13 protein-coding genes are annotated in these 16,112 nt (G+C 73.8%); 6 read left to right on the forward strand and 7 right to left on the reverse strand.

The features are described 5' to 3' along the window. Positions 1 to 8 precede the first annotated feature (8 nt). Both H566_RS0112235 and H566_RS24740 read right to left on the reverse strand, forming a co-directional pair. A complete protein-coding gene (locus H566_RS0112235; protein WP_051378689.1) occupies positions 9 to 1,172 on the reverse strand; it encodes an acyl-CoA dehydrogenase family protein in 1,164 nt (387 codons plus the stop codon). 10 nt (positions 1,173 to 1,182) lie between these two features. Further along, the gene (locus tag H566_RS24740) at positions 1,183 to 2,307 is read right to left on the reverse strand and encodes an amidase (RefSeq protein ID WP_034411518.1); all 1,125 of its coding nucleotides are present in this window, start codon (positions 2,305 to 2,307) and stop codon (positions 1,183 to 1,185) included. A 395-nt stretch (positions 2,308 to 2,702) separates the two neighbouring features. Between H566_RS24740 and H566_RS0112245 the strand changes: the two genes are divergently transcribed. From H566_RS0112245 to H566_RS24745, 3 genes are all read left to right on the forward strand, one after another. Further along, complete coding sequence (locus H566_RS0112245) at positions 2,703 to 3,104, forward strand: tautomerase family protein (protein ID WP_028311667.1); 402 nt, start codon at positions 2,703 to 2,705, stop codon at positions 3,102 to 3,104. A gap of 133 nt (positions 3,105 to 3,237) precedes the next feature. After that, entirely contained in the window at positions 3,238 to 3,711 is a 474-nt protein-coding gene (locus H566_RS0112250; RefSeq protein WP_028311668.1) for a MarR family winged helix-turn-helix transcriptional regulator, read from the forward strand. A gap of 195 nt (positions 3,712 to 3,906) precedes the next feature. Continuing rightward, a complete protein-coding gene (locus H566_RS24745; RefSeq protein WP_051378691.1) occupies positions 3,907 to 4,905 on the forward strand; it encodes an AraC family transcriptional regulator in 999 nt (332 codons plus the stop codon). 60 nt (positions 4,906 to 4,965) lie between these two features. Here the strand turns inward: H566_RS24745 and H566_RS24750 are convergent, their stop codons facing one another. Both H566_RS24750 and H566_RS24755 read right to left on the reverse strand, forming a co-directional pair. Beyond that, positions 4,966 to 7,647 (reverse strand): DUF2309 domain-containing protein, encoded by a 2,682-nt coding sequence (locus H566_RS24750; RefSeq protein WP_051378692.1) that lies wholly within the window; start codon positions 7,645 to 7,647, stop codon positions 4,966 to 4,968. Positions 7,648 to 7,789: 142 nt separating this feature from the next. Beyond that, on the reverse strand, positions 7,790 to 9,397 hold the full coding sequence (locus H566_RS24755) for an NADH-quinone oxidoreductase subunit L (protein WP_051378693.1): 1,608 nt from the start codon (positions 9,395 to 9,397) through the stop codon (positions 7,790 to 7,792). Positions 9,398 to 9,501: 104 nt separating this feature from the next. Here H566_RS24755 and H566_RS0112270 point away from each other — a divergent pair, with 104 nt between their 5' ends. The 3 genes from H566_RS0112270 to H566_RS24760 all read left to right on the forward strand — a co-directional run bounded on the left by H566_RS0112270 (position 9,502) and on the right by H566_RS24760 (position 14,226). Continuing rightward, positions 9,502 to 10,401, forward strand: coding sequence for a LysR family transcriptional regulator (locus H566_RS0112270; RefSeq protein ID WP_028311669.1), 900 nt, complete (start codon positions 9,502 to 9,504; stop codon positions 10,399 to 10,401). Positions 10,402 to 10,580: 179 nt separating this feature from the next. Beyond that, positions 10,581 to 12,026 (forward strand): aldehyde dehydrogenase family protein, encoded by a 1,446-nt coding sequence (locus H566_RS0112275; RefSeq protein ID WP_028311670.1) that lies wholly within the window; start codon positions 10,581 to 10,583, stop codon positions 12,024 to 12,026. 22 nt (positions 12,027 to 12,048) lie between these two features. Continuing rightward, the gene (locus H566_RS24760) at positions 12,049 to 14,226 is read left to right on the forward strand and encodes a PQQ-dependent dehydrogenase, methanol/ethanol family (protein WP_034411520.1); all 2,178 of its coding nucleotides are present in this window, start codon (positions 12,049 to 12,051) and stop codon (positions 14,224 to 14,226) included. A 33-nt stretch (positions 14,227 to 14,259) separates the two neighbouring features. On the opposite strand, the gene H566_RS0112285 is transcribed toward H566_RS24760, so the two are convergent. The 3 genes from H566_RS0112285 to H566_RS0112295 form a co-directional block, all read right to left on the reverse strand. After that, positions 14,260 to 14,589, reverse strand: coding sequence for a hypothetical protein (locus tag H566_RS0112285; protein ID WP_028311671.1), 330 nt, complete (start codon positions 14,587 to 14,589; stop codon positions 14,260 to 14,262). Between the two features lie 33 nt (positions 14,590 to 14,622). Beyond that, positions 14,623 to 15,096, reverse strand: coding sequence for a VOC family protein (locus tag H566_RS0112290; RefSeq protein ID WP_028311672.1), 474 nt, complete (start codon positions 15,094 to 15,096; stop codon positions 14,623 to 14,625). Between the two features lie 156 nt (positions 15,097 to 15,252). Further along, positions 15,253 to 16,041 carry a nucleotidyltransferase domain-containing protein gene (locus H566_RS0112295; RefSeq protein WP_028311673.1) on the reverse strand — a complete coding sequence of 263 codons (789 nt, stop codon included), beginning with the start codon at positions 16,039 to 16,041 and terminating at the stop codon, positions 15,253 to 15,255. Positions 16,042 to 16,112 lie beyond the last annotated feature (71 nt).

The raw sequence follows: 16,112 nt of genomic DNA on the forward strand, positions 1-16,112 counted from the left end.
GTGGGAGGTCAGAGGTAGCCGGGCAGCGGCGCCTGGTCGAAGAAGATCGCGCCGGCGTTCTGGTAGGTGATGTCGCCCATGAAGGCGTGCTGGGTGATGACGAGGCTGTCGCGCACCTGGCGCGCGAGCGGGCTGGCGTTGTAGATGCCGGTCATGCCGGTGAGCATCTGCACGGCGCGCGTGACCTCGGCGCCGGTGCGCGTCGCATGCGTGGCCGACAGGCGCAGCAGGCTGATCTGCTCGCGCGAGGGCGTGTCGCCGCGCCGGAGCACCGCCCACACTTCGTCGATCGCGCCGTAGAAGAAGGCGCGCGCCGCGCGCAGCGCGGCTTCGGAGCGGGCGACTTCCATCTGCGCGTGCGGCCGGTCGGCCAGGCGCGGCGCGCCGGTGACGGACACGCGGCCGGTCGCCATGGCGCGCAGCTCGTCGAGCGCGGCGCGCGCGATGCCGAGCGACACGACCGACAGCACCTGGGTGGCGAACGAGAGCGTCGGATAGCGGTAGAGCGGCGTGTCGAGCGACGAGGCGCCGCCGCGCACGAAGGTCCAGTCGGGGCTGACGACCTGCTTCGTCACGACGAGATCGTGGCTGCCCGTGCCTTCGAGGCCGATCACGTCCCAGGCATGCTCGATGGACACTTTCGCGCGCGGCAGCACGGCCATGCGCGGCAGCGGACTGGCGCTGCCGTCCTGCGGCAGGATGCCGACGCCGATCATCTCGGCGCCGTAGCAGCCGCTGCCGAAGCTCCAGCGGCCCGTGACTTCATAGCCGCCCTCGACGACGGGCGCGGCCTGGGGCGGGAAGATGCCGCCCGCGAACACCACGTCGGGGCCGTCGGCATAGATTTTTGCAAGGGTTTGCACCGGCAGGCCGGCGAGGTAGATGGCGCCGATGCCGAAGCTCGCCACCCAGCCGGCCGAGCCGTCGGCGCCAGCGATGCGCTCGATCATTTCGCAGAACTCGCGCGGCGACTTCTCGTCGCCGCCGAAGCGCCGCGCGACCAGCGCGCGGTACACGCCGAGCTGCTTGAAGCGCGCGATGACGTCGGGCGCGATGCGGCGCTCGCGCGCGAACTCGTCGCGACGGGCGCGGATGTCGGCGAGCAGCGCGTCCCAGTCCGCGTTCGCGGGACTGACGGCCGGCGCGTCGGGCGGCAGGCTTTCGATGAGCATGGGGTCGTTCTCAGGCAAGGGAGGACAGGCGCAGGCGGCGCGACAGCTCGCGTCCGACGGCGCAGACGAGTTCGTCGGCGCCCTTGGGGCCGACCAGTTGCAGGCCGGCGGGCAGGCCGTCGGCGGTGCGCAGCGGCAGGTGCAGGGCCGGATGGCCCGACAGGTTGAAAGGCCGCACGAGCGTGGTCATGGCGACGGCGGCCGAGGTGTCGGCGGCATCGGCGAGCAGCGGCGGCACGTCGGCCATCGTCGGCAGCGCGAGCACGGTGCAGCGCGCGAGCGCGGCGTCGATCTCGGCCGCGAAGCCTTCGCGCACGAGGTTGGCGGCGGCCACGTCCCCGGGCGTGGTCCGGCTCGCGTTGGCGAGGCGGCGCGCGACATCCGCGCCGACGAGGCCGGTGGCGACCAGCTCGCCGCAGGCGGCCCAGGTCTCGGCATTGATGACGGCGAGGCCGGCGGCGTAGGCCGCGTCCATGCGGGCGAGCGTGACGGGCACGGTGCTGCAATCGCTTGCGGCGATCGCCCCGGCGACGGCGGCGGCCACGGCGGGCGCGGCCTCGACCGCGACGACGCCGAGCGTGATGCCGGCCGGGGCCTTGCAGGCGCCGAAGCCTGGCGCGATCACGCGCATCACGTCGATGAGCGCGTCCATGTCGCGGGCGAGCGGGCCGACGCAGTCGAGCGTGGTCTCGGCCGGCATGACGCCGGCGCGGCTCACGCGGCCGAAGGTCGGCTTGAAGCCGAACACGCCGCAGCACGCGGCCGGAATCCGCACCGAGCCGCCGGTGTCGGTGCCGAGCGCGACCGGCACCAGGCCCGACGCGACCGCCACCGCCGAGCCGCAGGACGAGCCGCCCGGCACGCGGTCGGGCGCGGCCGGGTTCACCGGCGTGCCGGTGTGATGGTTGATGCCGGTCGTGCCGTAGGCCAGTTCGTGCAGATTGGTCTTGCCCGTCAGGCGCCAGCCGGCCCCGAGCAGCAGCGCGACCACCTCGGCATGGGCCGTGGCGGGCGAGCGCCCCTCGAGTGCGCGGGAACCGGCGCGGGTCGGCGCGCCGGCGACGTCGATCGTGTCCTTGACCATCACGGCGGGGCCGGTGGCGCGGGAGTCGAGCGGGTGAACGACGATGGTCATGGCGGGTTTCAGGCTGGGTTGAAGCGGATCGCTTAAATCCAAGCTAGCGCCGTGAAACTTGAATCGTCAACTATTAATTTCCGAGCGGAATGTTTGCCCAATGCTGGTGCCGGAACCGGATGGCGGCCGCATTGTCGCGGTGCATCCACGCCCTGTTATGGGCAGTTCGACAAAATCGCTGGCGATAATTCAAACCCTTGTTTTTATTGGTATTTATATATTTTCGACAGCATTGCGTCGCAATTCGACAAGTATTGCCGCCACTCGCCCGCCATTGCCTTCGGCGGATTCCGGGGCCGACGATCGCCCTCGATCTCTTGCCAAAATCGGCCTATTAATACTTTCTCGTTCATGTATTCTCATGACCATTGAAGACAGCATTTCGAGGTCGTTTCTTGCCCAATCTCATGCTCCACATGGCGGCCGGCATTGCGCCGGCGGTCCGCCGCGAACTGCTGCTCGCGCTCACCGACGCGACCGTCGAATCGCTCGCCGCGCCACGCGGCTCGGTGCGCATCCATCTGGTCGAACTGCCGGCGGCGGCGATCGCCTGCGCCGGCGTGCCGCTGGACGAAGCCGGCCCGGACGCGGCCGATCCGCTCGGCGGGCCGACCGTGCTGGCGCATCTCGTGGCCGGGCGCGGCGAGGAGAAGAAGGCCGCCTTCATCGCGGCCGTGACGGCCACGGCGGCACGCGTGCTCGGCATCGCGCCGGCACCGATCCGCGTGATCGTGGTGGATGTGCCGACGACCGACTTCGGCATCGGCGGCGCGACCGCCAAGTCGCTCGGGCGCTGACGCCGCTTTGCCGTCCGCAAGCAGGCTGCGCCGCCCTCCGCGCGCAGGCCGCGCCGCCGTCATGCGCGGCGGCGGTCGGGCGCGCGGGCCGAGAAAGCACCGCGCCCGACCCGCCACTTAGAATCGCCGCGCCATGCCACCGACCTCCAAGCAGATCCGCTACACGCCGCTCGCCGCCGACTTCAAGGCGGAGGAATTCCCGTTCTACTGGCTCGCGCGCCTCCACGGCGTGTACACGCTGGAGATGGAACGCGCGCTCAAAACCGTCGGCGCCGACATCCCCACCTTCCGCATCCTCATGATCCTCAAGCAGCACGGCGTGCTGAGCATTTCCGAGATCACGCTGCACGCGGTGAGCAAGCTGCCGACCATCACCAAGACGGTCTATCGGCTGCGCGACGACGGCCTGGTCGCCACGTCCTACGCGGCGCACGACGGCCGCGTGGTCGAGGTGAGCCTGACCGACGCCGGCCTCGCGCTCATCGAGCGCATGCAGCTCGCCACCAACGACATCTTCCAGCGCGCCTTCGCCGGCCTGACCGACAACCAGATCGAGCGCCTCAACGCCACGCTGCGCGAGATGCTCGGCAACCTCGGCGGGCTGTGACGCGGCGCGCGGCCGGCCGGGTCGCCACGCCACGCCACGCCACGCCACGCCACGCCACGCGACCGCCGCCCCGCGCTGAAGATGCATCCGGATTGCGGGATCAGCCGCCCGCGTGGCACGTCGCCTGCTTGAAGCCCGGCCCAACGGCCCCGACCCCGCGGGCCGCAACGCAGGCAAGCCTGCGAGGAGCCGCGCATGACATCCGCCCAGCCGCAGCCGGGCAGGCCCGCCGATCCCGCCGCGTGGACGCGGCAGATCGGCCGCCAGTTCTTTCCGCTCGACCTCGTTCCCGACCATGACGTGCCCTTCGCGGCCGACGCCCGCGCGCGGCCGCTCGCGCGGCTGAGGCTCGCGCGCATCGACGCGAGCGCGCATGTCGCGTCGATGAGCCGCGCGATGTGCGGCGCCCTGCCCGCGCGCTATCTCAAGTTCGTCTGGCTCGAACGCGGCCGCGCGAGCTTTGCCCAGGACGGCCGCGCGCTCGAACTCGACGCCGGCCAGTGGTTCAGCTACGAGGCGAGCCGCCCCTACGAGATCCGCATGCGCGACGACCCGCGCTTCACCGTGCTGCTGTTCGAGCGCGCGGCCTGGCAGGCGCGCGGCCCCGACCCGACGGCGCGCGGCCCGCGCGCGGTGGACGGCGCGGCGGCGATCGCGCTGTCGATGCTCAAGACCGCGCTCGACGTGGGCGACAGCCTCGACGGCGCGAGCGCGACGCTCGTGATGGACCAGGCGCTCGCCCTGCTCGCGCGCGCCGCGAACGATGACGGCGAGGCCGGCGCGCGCGGCGGCGCGGCGAGCGGCGCCGCGCGGCTGCTGGCCGAGGCGCGCCGGCTCATCGCCGCGCGGCTCGCCGATCCGGCGCTGTCGCCCGACGCGATCGCCCAGGCGCTGCGCGTCAGCCGCCGCACGCTCTACAACGCCTTCGCGGGCAGCGGCGAATCGCCCCAGGCCTGCGTGCAGCGGCTGCGGCTGGAACGCTGCCGCGAACTGCTCGCGCGCGGCGAGTTGCCGCCGGGCGGCATCACGGCGCTCGCGCTCGATCACGGCTTCTCCGATCCGGCCTATTTCGCGCGGGCCTTCCGGCAGCGCTTCGGCTGCACGCCGTCGGCGGTGCGCGGCGGCGGGCCGGGACCGGGCACCGGCACCGGCACCGGCACCGGGGCCGAGGCCGGGACCAAGCGCCGGCGATGACCGCGGCGGCCGGGATCACGCCGGCCCGGCCGGCACCGGGCCATGGGAGAGCGGGCCGGGCTAGACGGCGACTGCCGTGTCCGTCGCCACGTCGGCGGATGCGGCCTCCGTCACCCAGCGCGGCGCGGGCGCCAGCGCCGCCAGCCGCTCGATGCGCCCGGCCGCCGCGTCGAGCCGCAGCAGCGTCACCCAGCCGTTGCCGACCAGCTCGCGCACGACCGGATGGCGCCCGACCGCGCCCTCGATCTGTTCGCGCGACGCCTCGACATGCACGGCGAGCCGCAGCGGCTCGTGGCGCAGCCGGCGGCCGTCATGCAGCGATTGCAGCGCGAGGCCGGTGCGCAGGTCGCCGCCATTGCCCTCGAACACGCCGATGCTGCCGCCGACCACGTTGTGCAGCGTCTTGTCGCCGCTGCCCCAGCGCCGGTTGTCGACGACCGAGCCGTGGTACTGCGCGTTGATCCAGTGCGCGACGACCATCGGCGCGCCGAGGATCTGTTCGAGCAGCGCGCCGTCGGGGTCGCGGCGCGCGTCGTAGTCGTGCAGGAAGACGCGGCCGTCGAGGTCGAGGCCGCGCGTGCGTTCGCGCGGCGCGACGATCAGCGCCGCGTTGCCGGCGAGGCCCCATTCCGGGCGGGTCTGAGCCCAGTCGGTGGCGCGCTCGTCAAGGGCGCGCGCGCGGGCCTCGGTCGCCTCGGTCGCCTCGGTCGCCTCGGGCGCCTCGGGCGCATTGAGCGCATCGGGCGCATCGGGCGCGTCGGGAGCGAGGCCGAGCCGGCCGGCGCGGCGCGCGCGGGCGGTGCGCGAGGCGGCGTCGAGCGCGCGCCGCAGCCGGTCGAGCGCGGGCCGCGCCGATGTGGGCAGAGCGTCGGTGTCGAACAGCGTGAAGGTGTCGGTGGTGGTGTCGTGGAGGCCGGCGACGAAGCGGGTCGCGGCCGGGATCGTGATGCCGCTCGCGGCGAGGCCGGCGCGCACCTCCGGCTCGTCGAGCAGGGCGGCGAGCAGCCGGGCGTTGACGTCGCCGCGCTGGCCGCCGCAGGCACCGCAGTCGAGCGCGGCGGCGAAGGGATTGTTCGCGCTCGTGCTGCCGTGGCCGGCGAGCAGCACCAGCGGCGCGAAGCCGGCGGTGCGGCCGAGCTGGCGCAGCACGCGCTCGGCCAGCGCCACGCGCGCGGCGGTGTCGAGGCTCGCGGGCAGCGCCGGCCTCAGCCCGGCGCCGGCCGGCAGCGCCGCATGCTCGGGCCGCGTGGCGTCGCCGCGCCCGCCGCGCAGCAGCTTGAAGCCGGCCGCGATGCCGGTGGTCTCGATCGCGCCGAAGGCCGACAGCACGGTCGCGCCGAAATCGCGCCACGGGCGCCGCCGCGCGAGCGCCGCGCGACGCTGGCCGGCGAGCACCTCGGCGAGCGGGCGGCCGTCGAGGTCGGGGCGCGGCGCGGCGGTGGCATGGCCGCCGTCGGCGTCGGCGGTCGAGGCGACCGGCCCGGCGAGGTCGTCGGTCACGCGCAGCGCGGGCGCGAGCAGGCCCGGCAGCTGGGGCCGTTCCAGCTCGGTGCCGAGCGGCGCGTAGGCGACCGGCAGGCCGAAGAAGCCGGCAAAGCCCGAGGTCTCGATGCCGGCGTCGGCGGCTTCCAGCGCGCGGCGGTAGGGCTCGGAGCGCACGTCGATGCAGAACACGGCCTGGGCGAAGACGGCGGGCGCGGCGGTGGCGGACGCGGCTGCCGGCCGGGCCCGCATCGAGCCCAGCAGCGCGGCGTGCAGCGGCTCGCGCCAGGCCAGCTCGATCGCGCGCTGGAGCAGCCAGTCGATGCGCTGGCCGGCGCGCAGCCGCTCGGCGCGCGGGCCGGCGTCGCGCCAGATGGCGGCCCAGTCGGCGAGGTCGAGGTCGGCGCCGGCGTCGGCGGCGAGCAGCCATTCCCAGGCGAGGCGGATCGCGAGCAGTTCGACGATGGCGTCGTCATCGCGGCCCGCGAGACGGGCGCGCCAGCGCTGGCCGGCGCACCAGCCGGCCCAGCCCTGGAGGTCGAGCAGCAGCGCGAGCAGGTAGTCGGCGTGCGCTGCGGGCGGCAGGCCCAGCTCGGCCAGCGCCGCCTCGACGAGGGCGAGCGGCGACGCGGGCAGGCCGTCGATCGCGTCGAGCATCGCGCGCCGGCCGCGCCGCCAGGGCAGACCGCGATCGGCGCGCAGCGCGCGGCGCCAGCTCACGTACAGGCCGCCGCGCCGGTCGGGCTGCCAGCGCGCCTGGGCGGTGTCGAACCAGGCGGCGCAGTGCTGGCTGATCTGGTGAATCACGGTGTCGCGCCAGCCGCACGGCGCGTCGGGCGCGAGCGCGTCGCGCAGGTCGGTCAGCAGCGGCAGGCGCGCGGGCGCGGCGGGGGCCGGCGCCCGGAGCGCGGCGCGCAGGTGGTCGGCGTCGATCGGGGGGAGCGGGTCGGTGCCGGAGCGCGCGGCGAGCGTGGATTCGGCGGCTTCGGCGGCGAGCGCCGCGACGAGATGGCGGTCGCGCAGCCGTCCGGCGCGCCACAGGCCGGCGAACCAGTCGCGCGGCATCGTGAGGCGGGCGCCGGCCAGCGCGCCGAGCCGCGCGGCGGCGGTCTCGACAGGAAACGCGCGCCAGCCCCACCACGGGCTGACCGCGATCCAGCGGTCGAGCGGCCAGAGCGGCGCGATGCGCTCGCAGGCGGTGGCGATGGCGTCGGCAAGGTCGTGTCCGGTCGGAAGCCGGGGGGCGAGAGGAGCGTTCATGCGGATCTTCGGGACGTGAGGGGCCGGGCGCGCGGCCGAAGCCGGCGCCGACGGAGTGGAGCGGAAGGGGAGACGCTTGCCGGAGGCGGGCGCGGCGCGCGGATGGCTGCCGGGGCCGCTTCGCCGAGTCCGGGGTGACGGCTCAGGCGGGCGGCAGCGCGACCGGCGCGATGCCGGCGCGCGCAACCCGGGGCGGCGGCCAGAGGCGGAAGGCGCGGCGGCTCAGCCAGTCATCGACATACAGGCCGCCGAAGCACCACGGATGCAGCCGGCGCGCGAGCCGGCCGTCGGGCGCGGCGCTGATAACCGCGTCGAGCAGCATCAGCAGCCCGAAGCCCGCCACCGCGACCGGCCACCACGGCGTGCCGACCGCTTCCGGCGCGAAGCGGCCATCGAGCAGCGCATGCGCCGTGAAATACCCCGCCGCCAGCGCCAGCACCGCGCCCGCGCGCCAGGGCAGCGCCGCCGTGCCGGGCCGCAGCAGCGGCGCGAAGGCGAGCGCGACGATCGCGGCGAGCGTCAGGTCGGCGGCCGTCCACGACGACGCATGCCCGAGCAGCGCCGCGGCCTGCCCGACCGCGATCGCCGCCACGCCGGCCAGCGCCAGCGCCAGCGCCGCGCCCGCCGCGAGCTCGCCCGCGCCCGGCCGCGCCGCCGGCGCCAGCAGCCGGTCGGTGACGGCCAGCCGCACCCGACCGCCCGCGCCGAGGAAGGCATGCGCCTTGTAGAGCGAATGCGCGACCAGATGCAGGAAGGCCATGCCCGGCGCGCCCAGGCCGCACTCGACGAACATGAAGCCCATCTGCGCGCACGTCGACCACGCGAGCGCGACCTTCACGCTCACGCGCGTCGCCATCGACAGCGAGGCGACGACCGCCGTCGCGCAGCCCACGACGACGAGGCAGCCCGTCGCGAGCGGACTGGCCGCCACCACCGGCGCGAGCCGGATCAGCACGAAGCCGCCGAGGTTCACCACGCCCGCATGCAGCAGCGCCGAGAACGGCGTCGGCGCCTCCATCACCTGCACCAGCCAGCCGTGCACCGGCAGTTGCGCGCCCTGGAGCAGCGCCGCCACCGCGACCAGCGCGACGCCCGCGCTCGCCGCGAGCGGCAGGCCGTCGGCGGCGCGCGCCGCCAGCTCGTCGATGCGCAGCGTGCCGAGGCTCGCGCCGAGCAGCACCAGCCCGGCCGCGAGGCAGACATCCGCCGCCCGCGCGACGAGGAAATGCTTGTGCACCGCGAGCCGCGCCTCGGGCCGCTCGCGGAAGAAGCCGAGCAGCCGGTTCAGCGCCAGCCCGGTCGCCGACCACGCCAGCGCGAGCGGCAGCAGATGGTTGGCCGCCGGCACCGCGAGCGCCGCCACGAGCGTCAGCAGCAGGCCGCGTGCCGCGCGGCGCGCGCCGGGCTGGCCGTCGAGATTGCGCGCCGCGTACCGCACGACCACCCGGCCGATGAAGGCGACCAGCAGCATGAAGACCGCGCCGGCCGCATCGAGCCGCAGCCAGTCGCCGGCCACCGGCCCTTGCAGCGCGGCAATCGCCACGGCCACAAGCGCCGCCGCGAGCGCGAGGTCGAGACCGCGTTGCGCGATGCGCCAGGCGAAGTCGGTCAGCGCCCGGTCATCGCGGCCGCGCACGCCGGCCAGACGTGCGAGCCGCCGCAACGGCAGCACGGCGGCGCTGAGCGCGCACAGCGCGGGCAGCAGCGCAAACAGGACAGGCCAGACAGGCAGTTCGACCGGCAAGAACATGAGCGGAATCCTCGGGAATGACGACGGCCGCGACTGTCGCCCGGCTTCCACCCCCAAGTAAAATTCATTATTCCTGCGTTTTCGTTCGCTTTGAGTGAACAGTCATGCGGCTCAACTACCACCACCTGCACTACTTCTGGGCCGTGGCGAAGGACGGGAACCTCACCCGCGCCGCCGCGCGGCTGCACGTCTCGCAATCGGCGCTGTCGGCGCAGATCCGCCAGCTGGAGGAGCAGCTCGGGCAGGCGCTGTTCGAGCGGCGCGGCCGGCGGCTCGAACTCACCGAGGCCGGGCGGCTCGCGCTCGGCTATGCCGATTCGATCTTCGCGGCGGGCGGCGAGCTGGTGTCGCTGCTGCGCGAGGGCCGGCGCGCCGAGCGCCAGGTGCTGCGCATCGGCGCGCTCGCCACGCTGTCGCGCAACTTCCAGCAGAACTTCGTCGCGCCGCTGCTCGGCCGCGACGACGTGATGCTGGTGCTGCAATCGGCCGGCCTGCCCGAGCTGCTCGCGCGGCTGCGCGTGCACAGCCTCGACGTGGTGCTGTCGAACCGGCGCATCCCGTCGGCGGCCGACGAGCCCTGGCGCTGCCGGCGCATCGCGCACCAGCCGGTGAGCCTCGTGGGCCGGCCGCGCGCGACGCCGTTCCGCTTTCCCGACGACCTGCCCGACGTGCCGCTGCTGCTGCCCGGCCGCGACAACGACATCCGCGCCGGCTTCGACCTGCTGTGCGAGCAGCTCGGGCTGCGCTGCCAGCTGCGCGCCGAGGTGGACGACATGGCGCTGCTGCGCCTGCTCGCGCGCGAGTCCGACGGCCTCGCGCTGCTGCCGAGCGTGGTGGTGCAGGACGAGCTGCGCAGCGGCGCGCTGGTCGAGCATGCGGTCGTGCCCGACCTGGAGGAGAACTTCTACGCGATCACCGTCGCGCGGCATTTCGAGCCGCCGCTGCTGACCGCGCTGTTCGAACGGCCGGAGGCGGATGTGCTGCATCCGGGCGCGCCGGGCTGATCGGCGCACGGCGGGCCGGCGCGGGAACGTCGGCGCGCGGGACGCCATCCCGCACCGCCTCGCCTCGCCTCGCCTCGCCTGCACGCCAGTCCTGCACCGCCTGCACGCGCAGGCAAGCGGCGCCCGCGCGCCAGACCTAGCCTCACCGCACTCATCCCGACCACGAGCGCGAGGCCCGCATGCCCTTTCACACCCGCCACTTCATCGCCGGCGACTGGCGCGACAGCGCCGACGGCGCCACCTTCGACAAGTTCGAGCCAGCCACCGGCGAGCTGCTCGCCCGCGTCGCCGCCGGCACGCCGGCCGACGTGGATGCCGCCGTCGCCGCCGCGCGCGCGCAGTTCGACGGCGGCGAGTTCGCGCGCCTGCCCGGCGCGGCGCGCGGCCGCCTGCTCCACCGCCTCGCCGACCTGCTCGAACGCGACAGCGACAAGCTCGTCGAACTGCTCGCGCGCGAGCAGGGCCGCGTGCCGATGGAAATGCGCCTGCTCGACCTGCCGATGAGCATCGACACGCTGCGCTACTTCGCGGGCTGGGCCGACAAGCTCGAAGGCCGGCAGATCCCCACCGGCGGCTTCATGGGCCGGCCCACCGTCAACTACACGACGCGCGAGCCGGTGGGCGTGGCGGCGCTGATCGTGCCGTGGAACGCGCCGCTCATGATCGCGTGCTGGAAGCTCGCGCCCGCGCTCGCGGCCGGCTGCACGGTCGTGCTCAAGCCGTCGGAGGACGCGCCGCTCGCGCTCGGCGCGCTGGCCGCGCTCGCGGCCGAGGCGGGCTTTCCGGCCGGCGCGGTCAACCTCGTGCAGGGCGGGCCGGCCGTGGGGCGCGCGCTCGTCACGCACGCGGGCATCGACAAGATCAGCTTCACCGGCAGCACCGAAGTCGGCCGCAGCATCGCGCGCGACGCCGGCCCGCTGTTCAGGAAGCTCACGCTCGAGCTCGGCGGCAAGGCGGCGCAGATCGTGCTGCCCGGCGCCGATCTCGGCCAGGCCATCGGCGGCATCGCGATGGGTCTGTTCGTGGACCAGGGCCAGACCTGCGCCGCCGGCTCGCGCATCCTGGTCCACCGCTCGCTGCACCGGCCGCTCGTGCAAGCGCTTGCGGGCGCGGCCGACGGCCTCGTGCTCGGCAACCCCTTCGACGCCGGCACGCAGATGGGCGCGCTCATCAGCGCCCGCCACCGGGCGCGCGTGCGGGGCTGCATCGACGCGGCGATCGCGGCCGGCGCCAGGCGCGTCGCGGGCGCGGGCGCGGTGCCCGGGCGCGGCTACTTCGTGCGGCCGACGCTGTTCGACGAGGTGGACCCAGCCTCGGTCATCGCCCAGGACGAGGTGTTCGGCCCGGTCGGCGTGGTGATCCCCTTCGACACCGAGGAGGAAGCCGTCGCCATCGCCAACAACACGCGCTACGGCCTGTCGGCCTCGGTGTGGACGCAGGACGTGGGCGCGGCGCACCGCGTGGCGGCGGGCCTGCGCGTGGGCGCGGTCGCGGTCAACGGCTGGAGCCCGCTCGACGCCCGCCTGCCCTGGGGCGGCGGCAGGGACAGCGGCATCGGCCGCGACCTGTCGGCCGCCGCGCTCGACGGCTATCTCGACGACAAGGTCGTCACCCTCGTGCTCTGACCCGCGGCCAAGGACAACAACGATGAAACCCCTCCTCCTCGCCGCCGCGCTCGCGCTGGCCGGCACCGCCTCGCCCGGCGCCTTCGCGGCCGATGACGCCGCCCGCGCCACGCCCGCCGACGCCGCGCGGCCCGCCGCCGCGCCGGCCGCCGACGCCCGCCGTGCAAGCGCTTTCAAGCCGGGCAACGTCACCGCCGCCCGCCTCGCCGCCGCCGACGCCGACGGCGCCGACTGGCTCGCCCACGGCCGAACCTACGGCGAGCAGCGCTACAGCCCGCTCAGGGCGATCAACGCCGGCAACGTCGCGCGCCTCGGCGTCGCCTGGACGCAGAAGATCGACTGGGACCAGGGCGTCGAGGCCACGCCCATCGTGGTCGATGGCGTGATGGTCACGACCGGCCCGTACAGCATCGTCTATGCCTTCGACGCCGCCACCGGCCGGCCGCTCTGGAAATACGACCCCGAGGTACCGCGCGACAAGGGCGGCGAAGGCTGCTGCGGCGTGGTGAACCGGGGCGTCGCGGTGTGGGAGGGCAAGGTGTACGTCGGCGCCTACGACGGCCGCCTCGTCGCGCTCGACGCGCGCGACGGCAGGCTGCTGTGGCAGGTCGACACCCGGCTCGACCCCAACCGCAGCTACACCATCACCGGCGCGCCGCGCGTGGTGAAGGGCAAGGTGCTGATCGGCAACGGCGGCGCCGAGTTCGGCGTGCGCGGCTATGTCACCGCCTACGACGCCGCCACCGGCCGGCAGGCCTGGCGCTTCTTCACCGTGCCCGGCGATCCCGACCTGCCGCCCGAGGACAAGGCCATGGAAATCGCGCGCAAGACCTGGTCGGGCCGGGGCTGGCTGCGCTGGGGCGGCGGCGGCACGGTGTGGGACTCGATGGCCTACGACCCGAAGCTCGACCTGCTCTACATCGGCGTGGGCAACGGCTCGCCGTTCAACTACGACTTCCGCAGCGACGGCAAGGGCGACAACCTCTTCCTGTCGTCGATCGTCGCGCTGCGCCCCGACACCGGCGAATACGTCTGGCACTACCAGACCACGCCGGCCGACATGTACGACTACACGGCCACGCAATCGATCGTGCTGGCCGATCTCGACATCGACGGCCGCAGGCGCCAGGTGCTGATGCAGGCGCCGAAGAACGGCTTCTTCTACGTGCTCGACCGCGCGACCGGCGAGCTGCTGTCGGCCGAGCCCTTCGTGCCCGTCAACTGGGCCTCGCGCATCGACAAGGCCACCGGCCGCCCGGTGCTCACCGGCAAGGCCAACTATCTCGACGGCGAAGGCGCCAAGCTCGTGATGCCGAGCTTTCTCGGCGGCCACAACTGGCAGCCGATGTCCTTCCACCCTGGCACCGGCCTCGTCTACCTGCCCGCGCAGGAGACGATGGCCGGACTCGAAGCGCAGAAGGAACCTCTGTTCCTGCCGACGAAGAAGGTCGTCAACATCGGCCTCGACGTGCCCGACCTGCCCGAGGACCCGAAGGTCGTGCAGCAGATTGCCGGCGCCTGGAAGGGCCGCCTGCTCGCCTGGGATCCGGTGAAGCAGAAGGCCGCGTGGACGGTCGAGTATCCGACCGCGTGGAACGGCGGCACGCTGGCCACCGCCGGCAACCTCGTGTTCCAGGGCACGGCCGACGGGCGCGCCGTCGCCTATGCCGCCGACACCGGCCGCAAGCTCTGGGAAGCACCCGTCAACTCGGGCGCGATGGCCGGGCCGGTCACGTACAGCGTGAAGGGCGTGCAGTACGTGAGCTTCATGGTCGGCTGGGGCGGCTCGTTCCCGAACATCACCGGGCCGCTCTCGCTCGCCGCGAAGGTGAAGCCCGAGGCGCGCGTCGTGACCTTCCGGCTCGACGGCAAGGCCGCGCTGCCCGCGCCGAAGCACGCGCCGGCCGAGCAGCCCGAGCCGCCCGCGCTCGGCGCCAGCGCCGAGGAGCTGACCGTCGGCCGCAGGATGTTCAACGGCCTGTGCGCCAACTGCCACGGCATCAACGCGGTGAGCGGCGGCGTCGTGCCCGACCTGCGCTATCTCACGCCCGCGAAGCACGAGGCCTTCAACGGCATCGTCGCGGGCGCGCGCATGCAGCGCGGCATGCCGTCCTTCGCCGAGGTGCTGAAGCCGGAGGACATGCGGCTGATCCACGAGTACCTCGTGAAGCGCGCGCACGACCTGAAGGACGGGCGCTGAGACTGCGGCGGGACGGCCACCGCCCGCCCGCCGCTAGCCGCGAAAGATGCGGATCGCCCCGAGCGCGATCACCACCAGCCCGACGGGCAGCATCCACCACAGCAGACCGAAGAGGCTGCTCGTCGCGCGCAGCGACCAGCCGATCCAGCCGGCCAGCGCGCCGCCCATGCCGACGAGCACGAGCAGCCAGCCGCCGATGGTCTCGGACGCTTCGCCGAACATCGTCTCGTCGGGGTCGCCCATCGAGGCGGCCATGAGGAAGAACGGCAGGCTGGCGAGCATCAGCCCCCACTTCGGCGCGCCGAGCCGGTCGGCGATCCAGATCGGCAGGGTCAGGGCAACAAGAATCAGGCATTGCTTCATCGGCGGGAAAGCGGGGGTTGCGGGCGGCCGCATTCAACCATCGAACGCCGCCTGCAAGGCCGCGATGTCGAGCTTGACCATGCTCATCATCGCGGTGGCGGCGCGCGCGGCGGCCTCGGTATCGGTACTGGCGATCATCTCGTCGAGCACGGCGGGCACGATCTGCCAGCACACGCCCCAGCGGTCGCGCAGCCAGCCGCATTCCTCGGCGCTGCCGCCGTCGAGCAGCGCGTTCCAGTAGCGGTCGATCTCCTCCTGGCTGTCGCAGGTGACGACGAGGCTGATCGCGTGGTTGAACGGGTCCATCGGGCCGGCCGTCATCGCGGTGAATTCGCGGCCGAGCAGCGTGAACTCGACCACGCGCACCGCGCCGGGCGGGCCGGCGGGCGTCTCGATCGGCATGCTGGTGACGCGGCGGATGGCCGAGTCCGGAAACAGCGAGGTGTAGAAGGCGGCGGCCTGTTCGGCCTCCTCGGCGTACCAGAGGAAGGGGGAGATGCGGGCCATGGCGGGCTCCTGCGCGGGTGGACGACCGGCCGACGCTAGGCCGCGTGCGCGGGACGCGGCCAAGCCTGCAACGACTGGAGACTGTTGCGCCGCAGCGGGCGGCGCGTGGCGCCGGGCACCCGCCGCGTGAGACGGCCGGCGATGTGGCGCGCCGCCTCAGCCCCAGGTCTCGCGCAGCGTGGCGCGGAACAGCTCGTTGAGCAGCGCGCCGACCTCGCCGCGCTCGGTGACGGGCAGCGCGAGCCTTTCCAGCCGGTCGAGTTCCGCGACGATGAAGCGCTGGATCGCGGGAATCGGCGGCGCGAGGCCCAGCTCGGGCGTGACGCGCTTGCGGTCGAGCAGCTCGTCGATCGCGGCGCGCAGGCCCGGCTCGGCGTCGATCAGCGGCAGCAGGCGGGCGAACTCGATCGGCGCGGGCCGGCGCTGTTCGAGCAGCCAGCGCACCGAGAGCAGCGCGCGCAGGACGTAGAAGTACTTCTTGAGCCTCACGCGCTCGTGCAGGAGATGCTCGCGGAAGTTCGTCTTCGCCATGCTGCGGTAGTGATGCACGCCGCGCTCGATCGAGTACACCTCGGGCAGCAGTTCGCGGCAGCGCCGGCGCAGGCTGCCGCGCTCTACGTAGGTGATCGGCGACTGGAGCCATTCGACGAAGGCCGGGTTCGATTTCCAGAACAGCCGCAGCGCCTTGCGCAGGTCCCAGCCGTTGATGTCCATGTCATCGACGATCGGGTACTCGATGACGTCGCGCTGCTCCTCCAGCGTGACGGCCGCGTACCAGTCGGGCCGGTTCGCGTGGATGAAGCGGCCGTCGTAGTCGCTGTCGGGCGAGGCGAAGCCCCAGGCGCGGCTGCCCGATTCGACGGCGAGCAGGACGCGGACGTCGTGTTCGGCTTCGGCGGCGGCGAGGCGGCGGAGGATTTCCTGCTGCTTGTCGGCGGGGATCATGGCGGTGGCTGGCGTCTTGCTGCCGCGCGCGGGCGGCCGGGAGGCGCAGCCTACGACAGGCAGAAAAAGCC

Source organism: Derxia gummosa DSM 723 (assembly GCF_000482785.1).
In the GTDB taxonomy this organism is placed as follows: Bacteria; Pseudomonadota; Gammaproteobacteria; order Burkholderiales; family Burkholderiaceae_E; genus Derxia; species Derxia gummosa.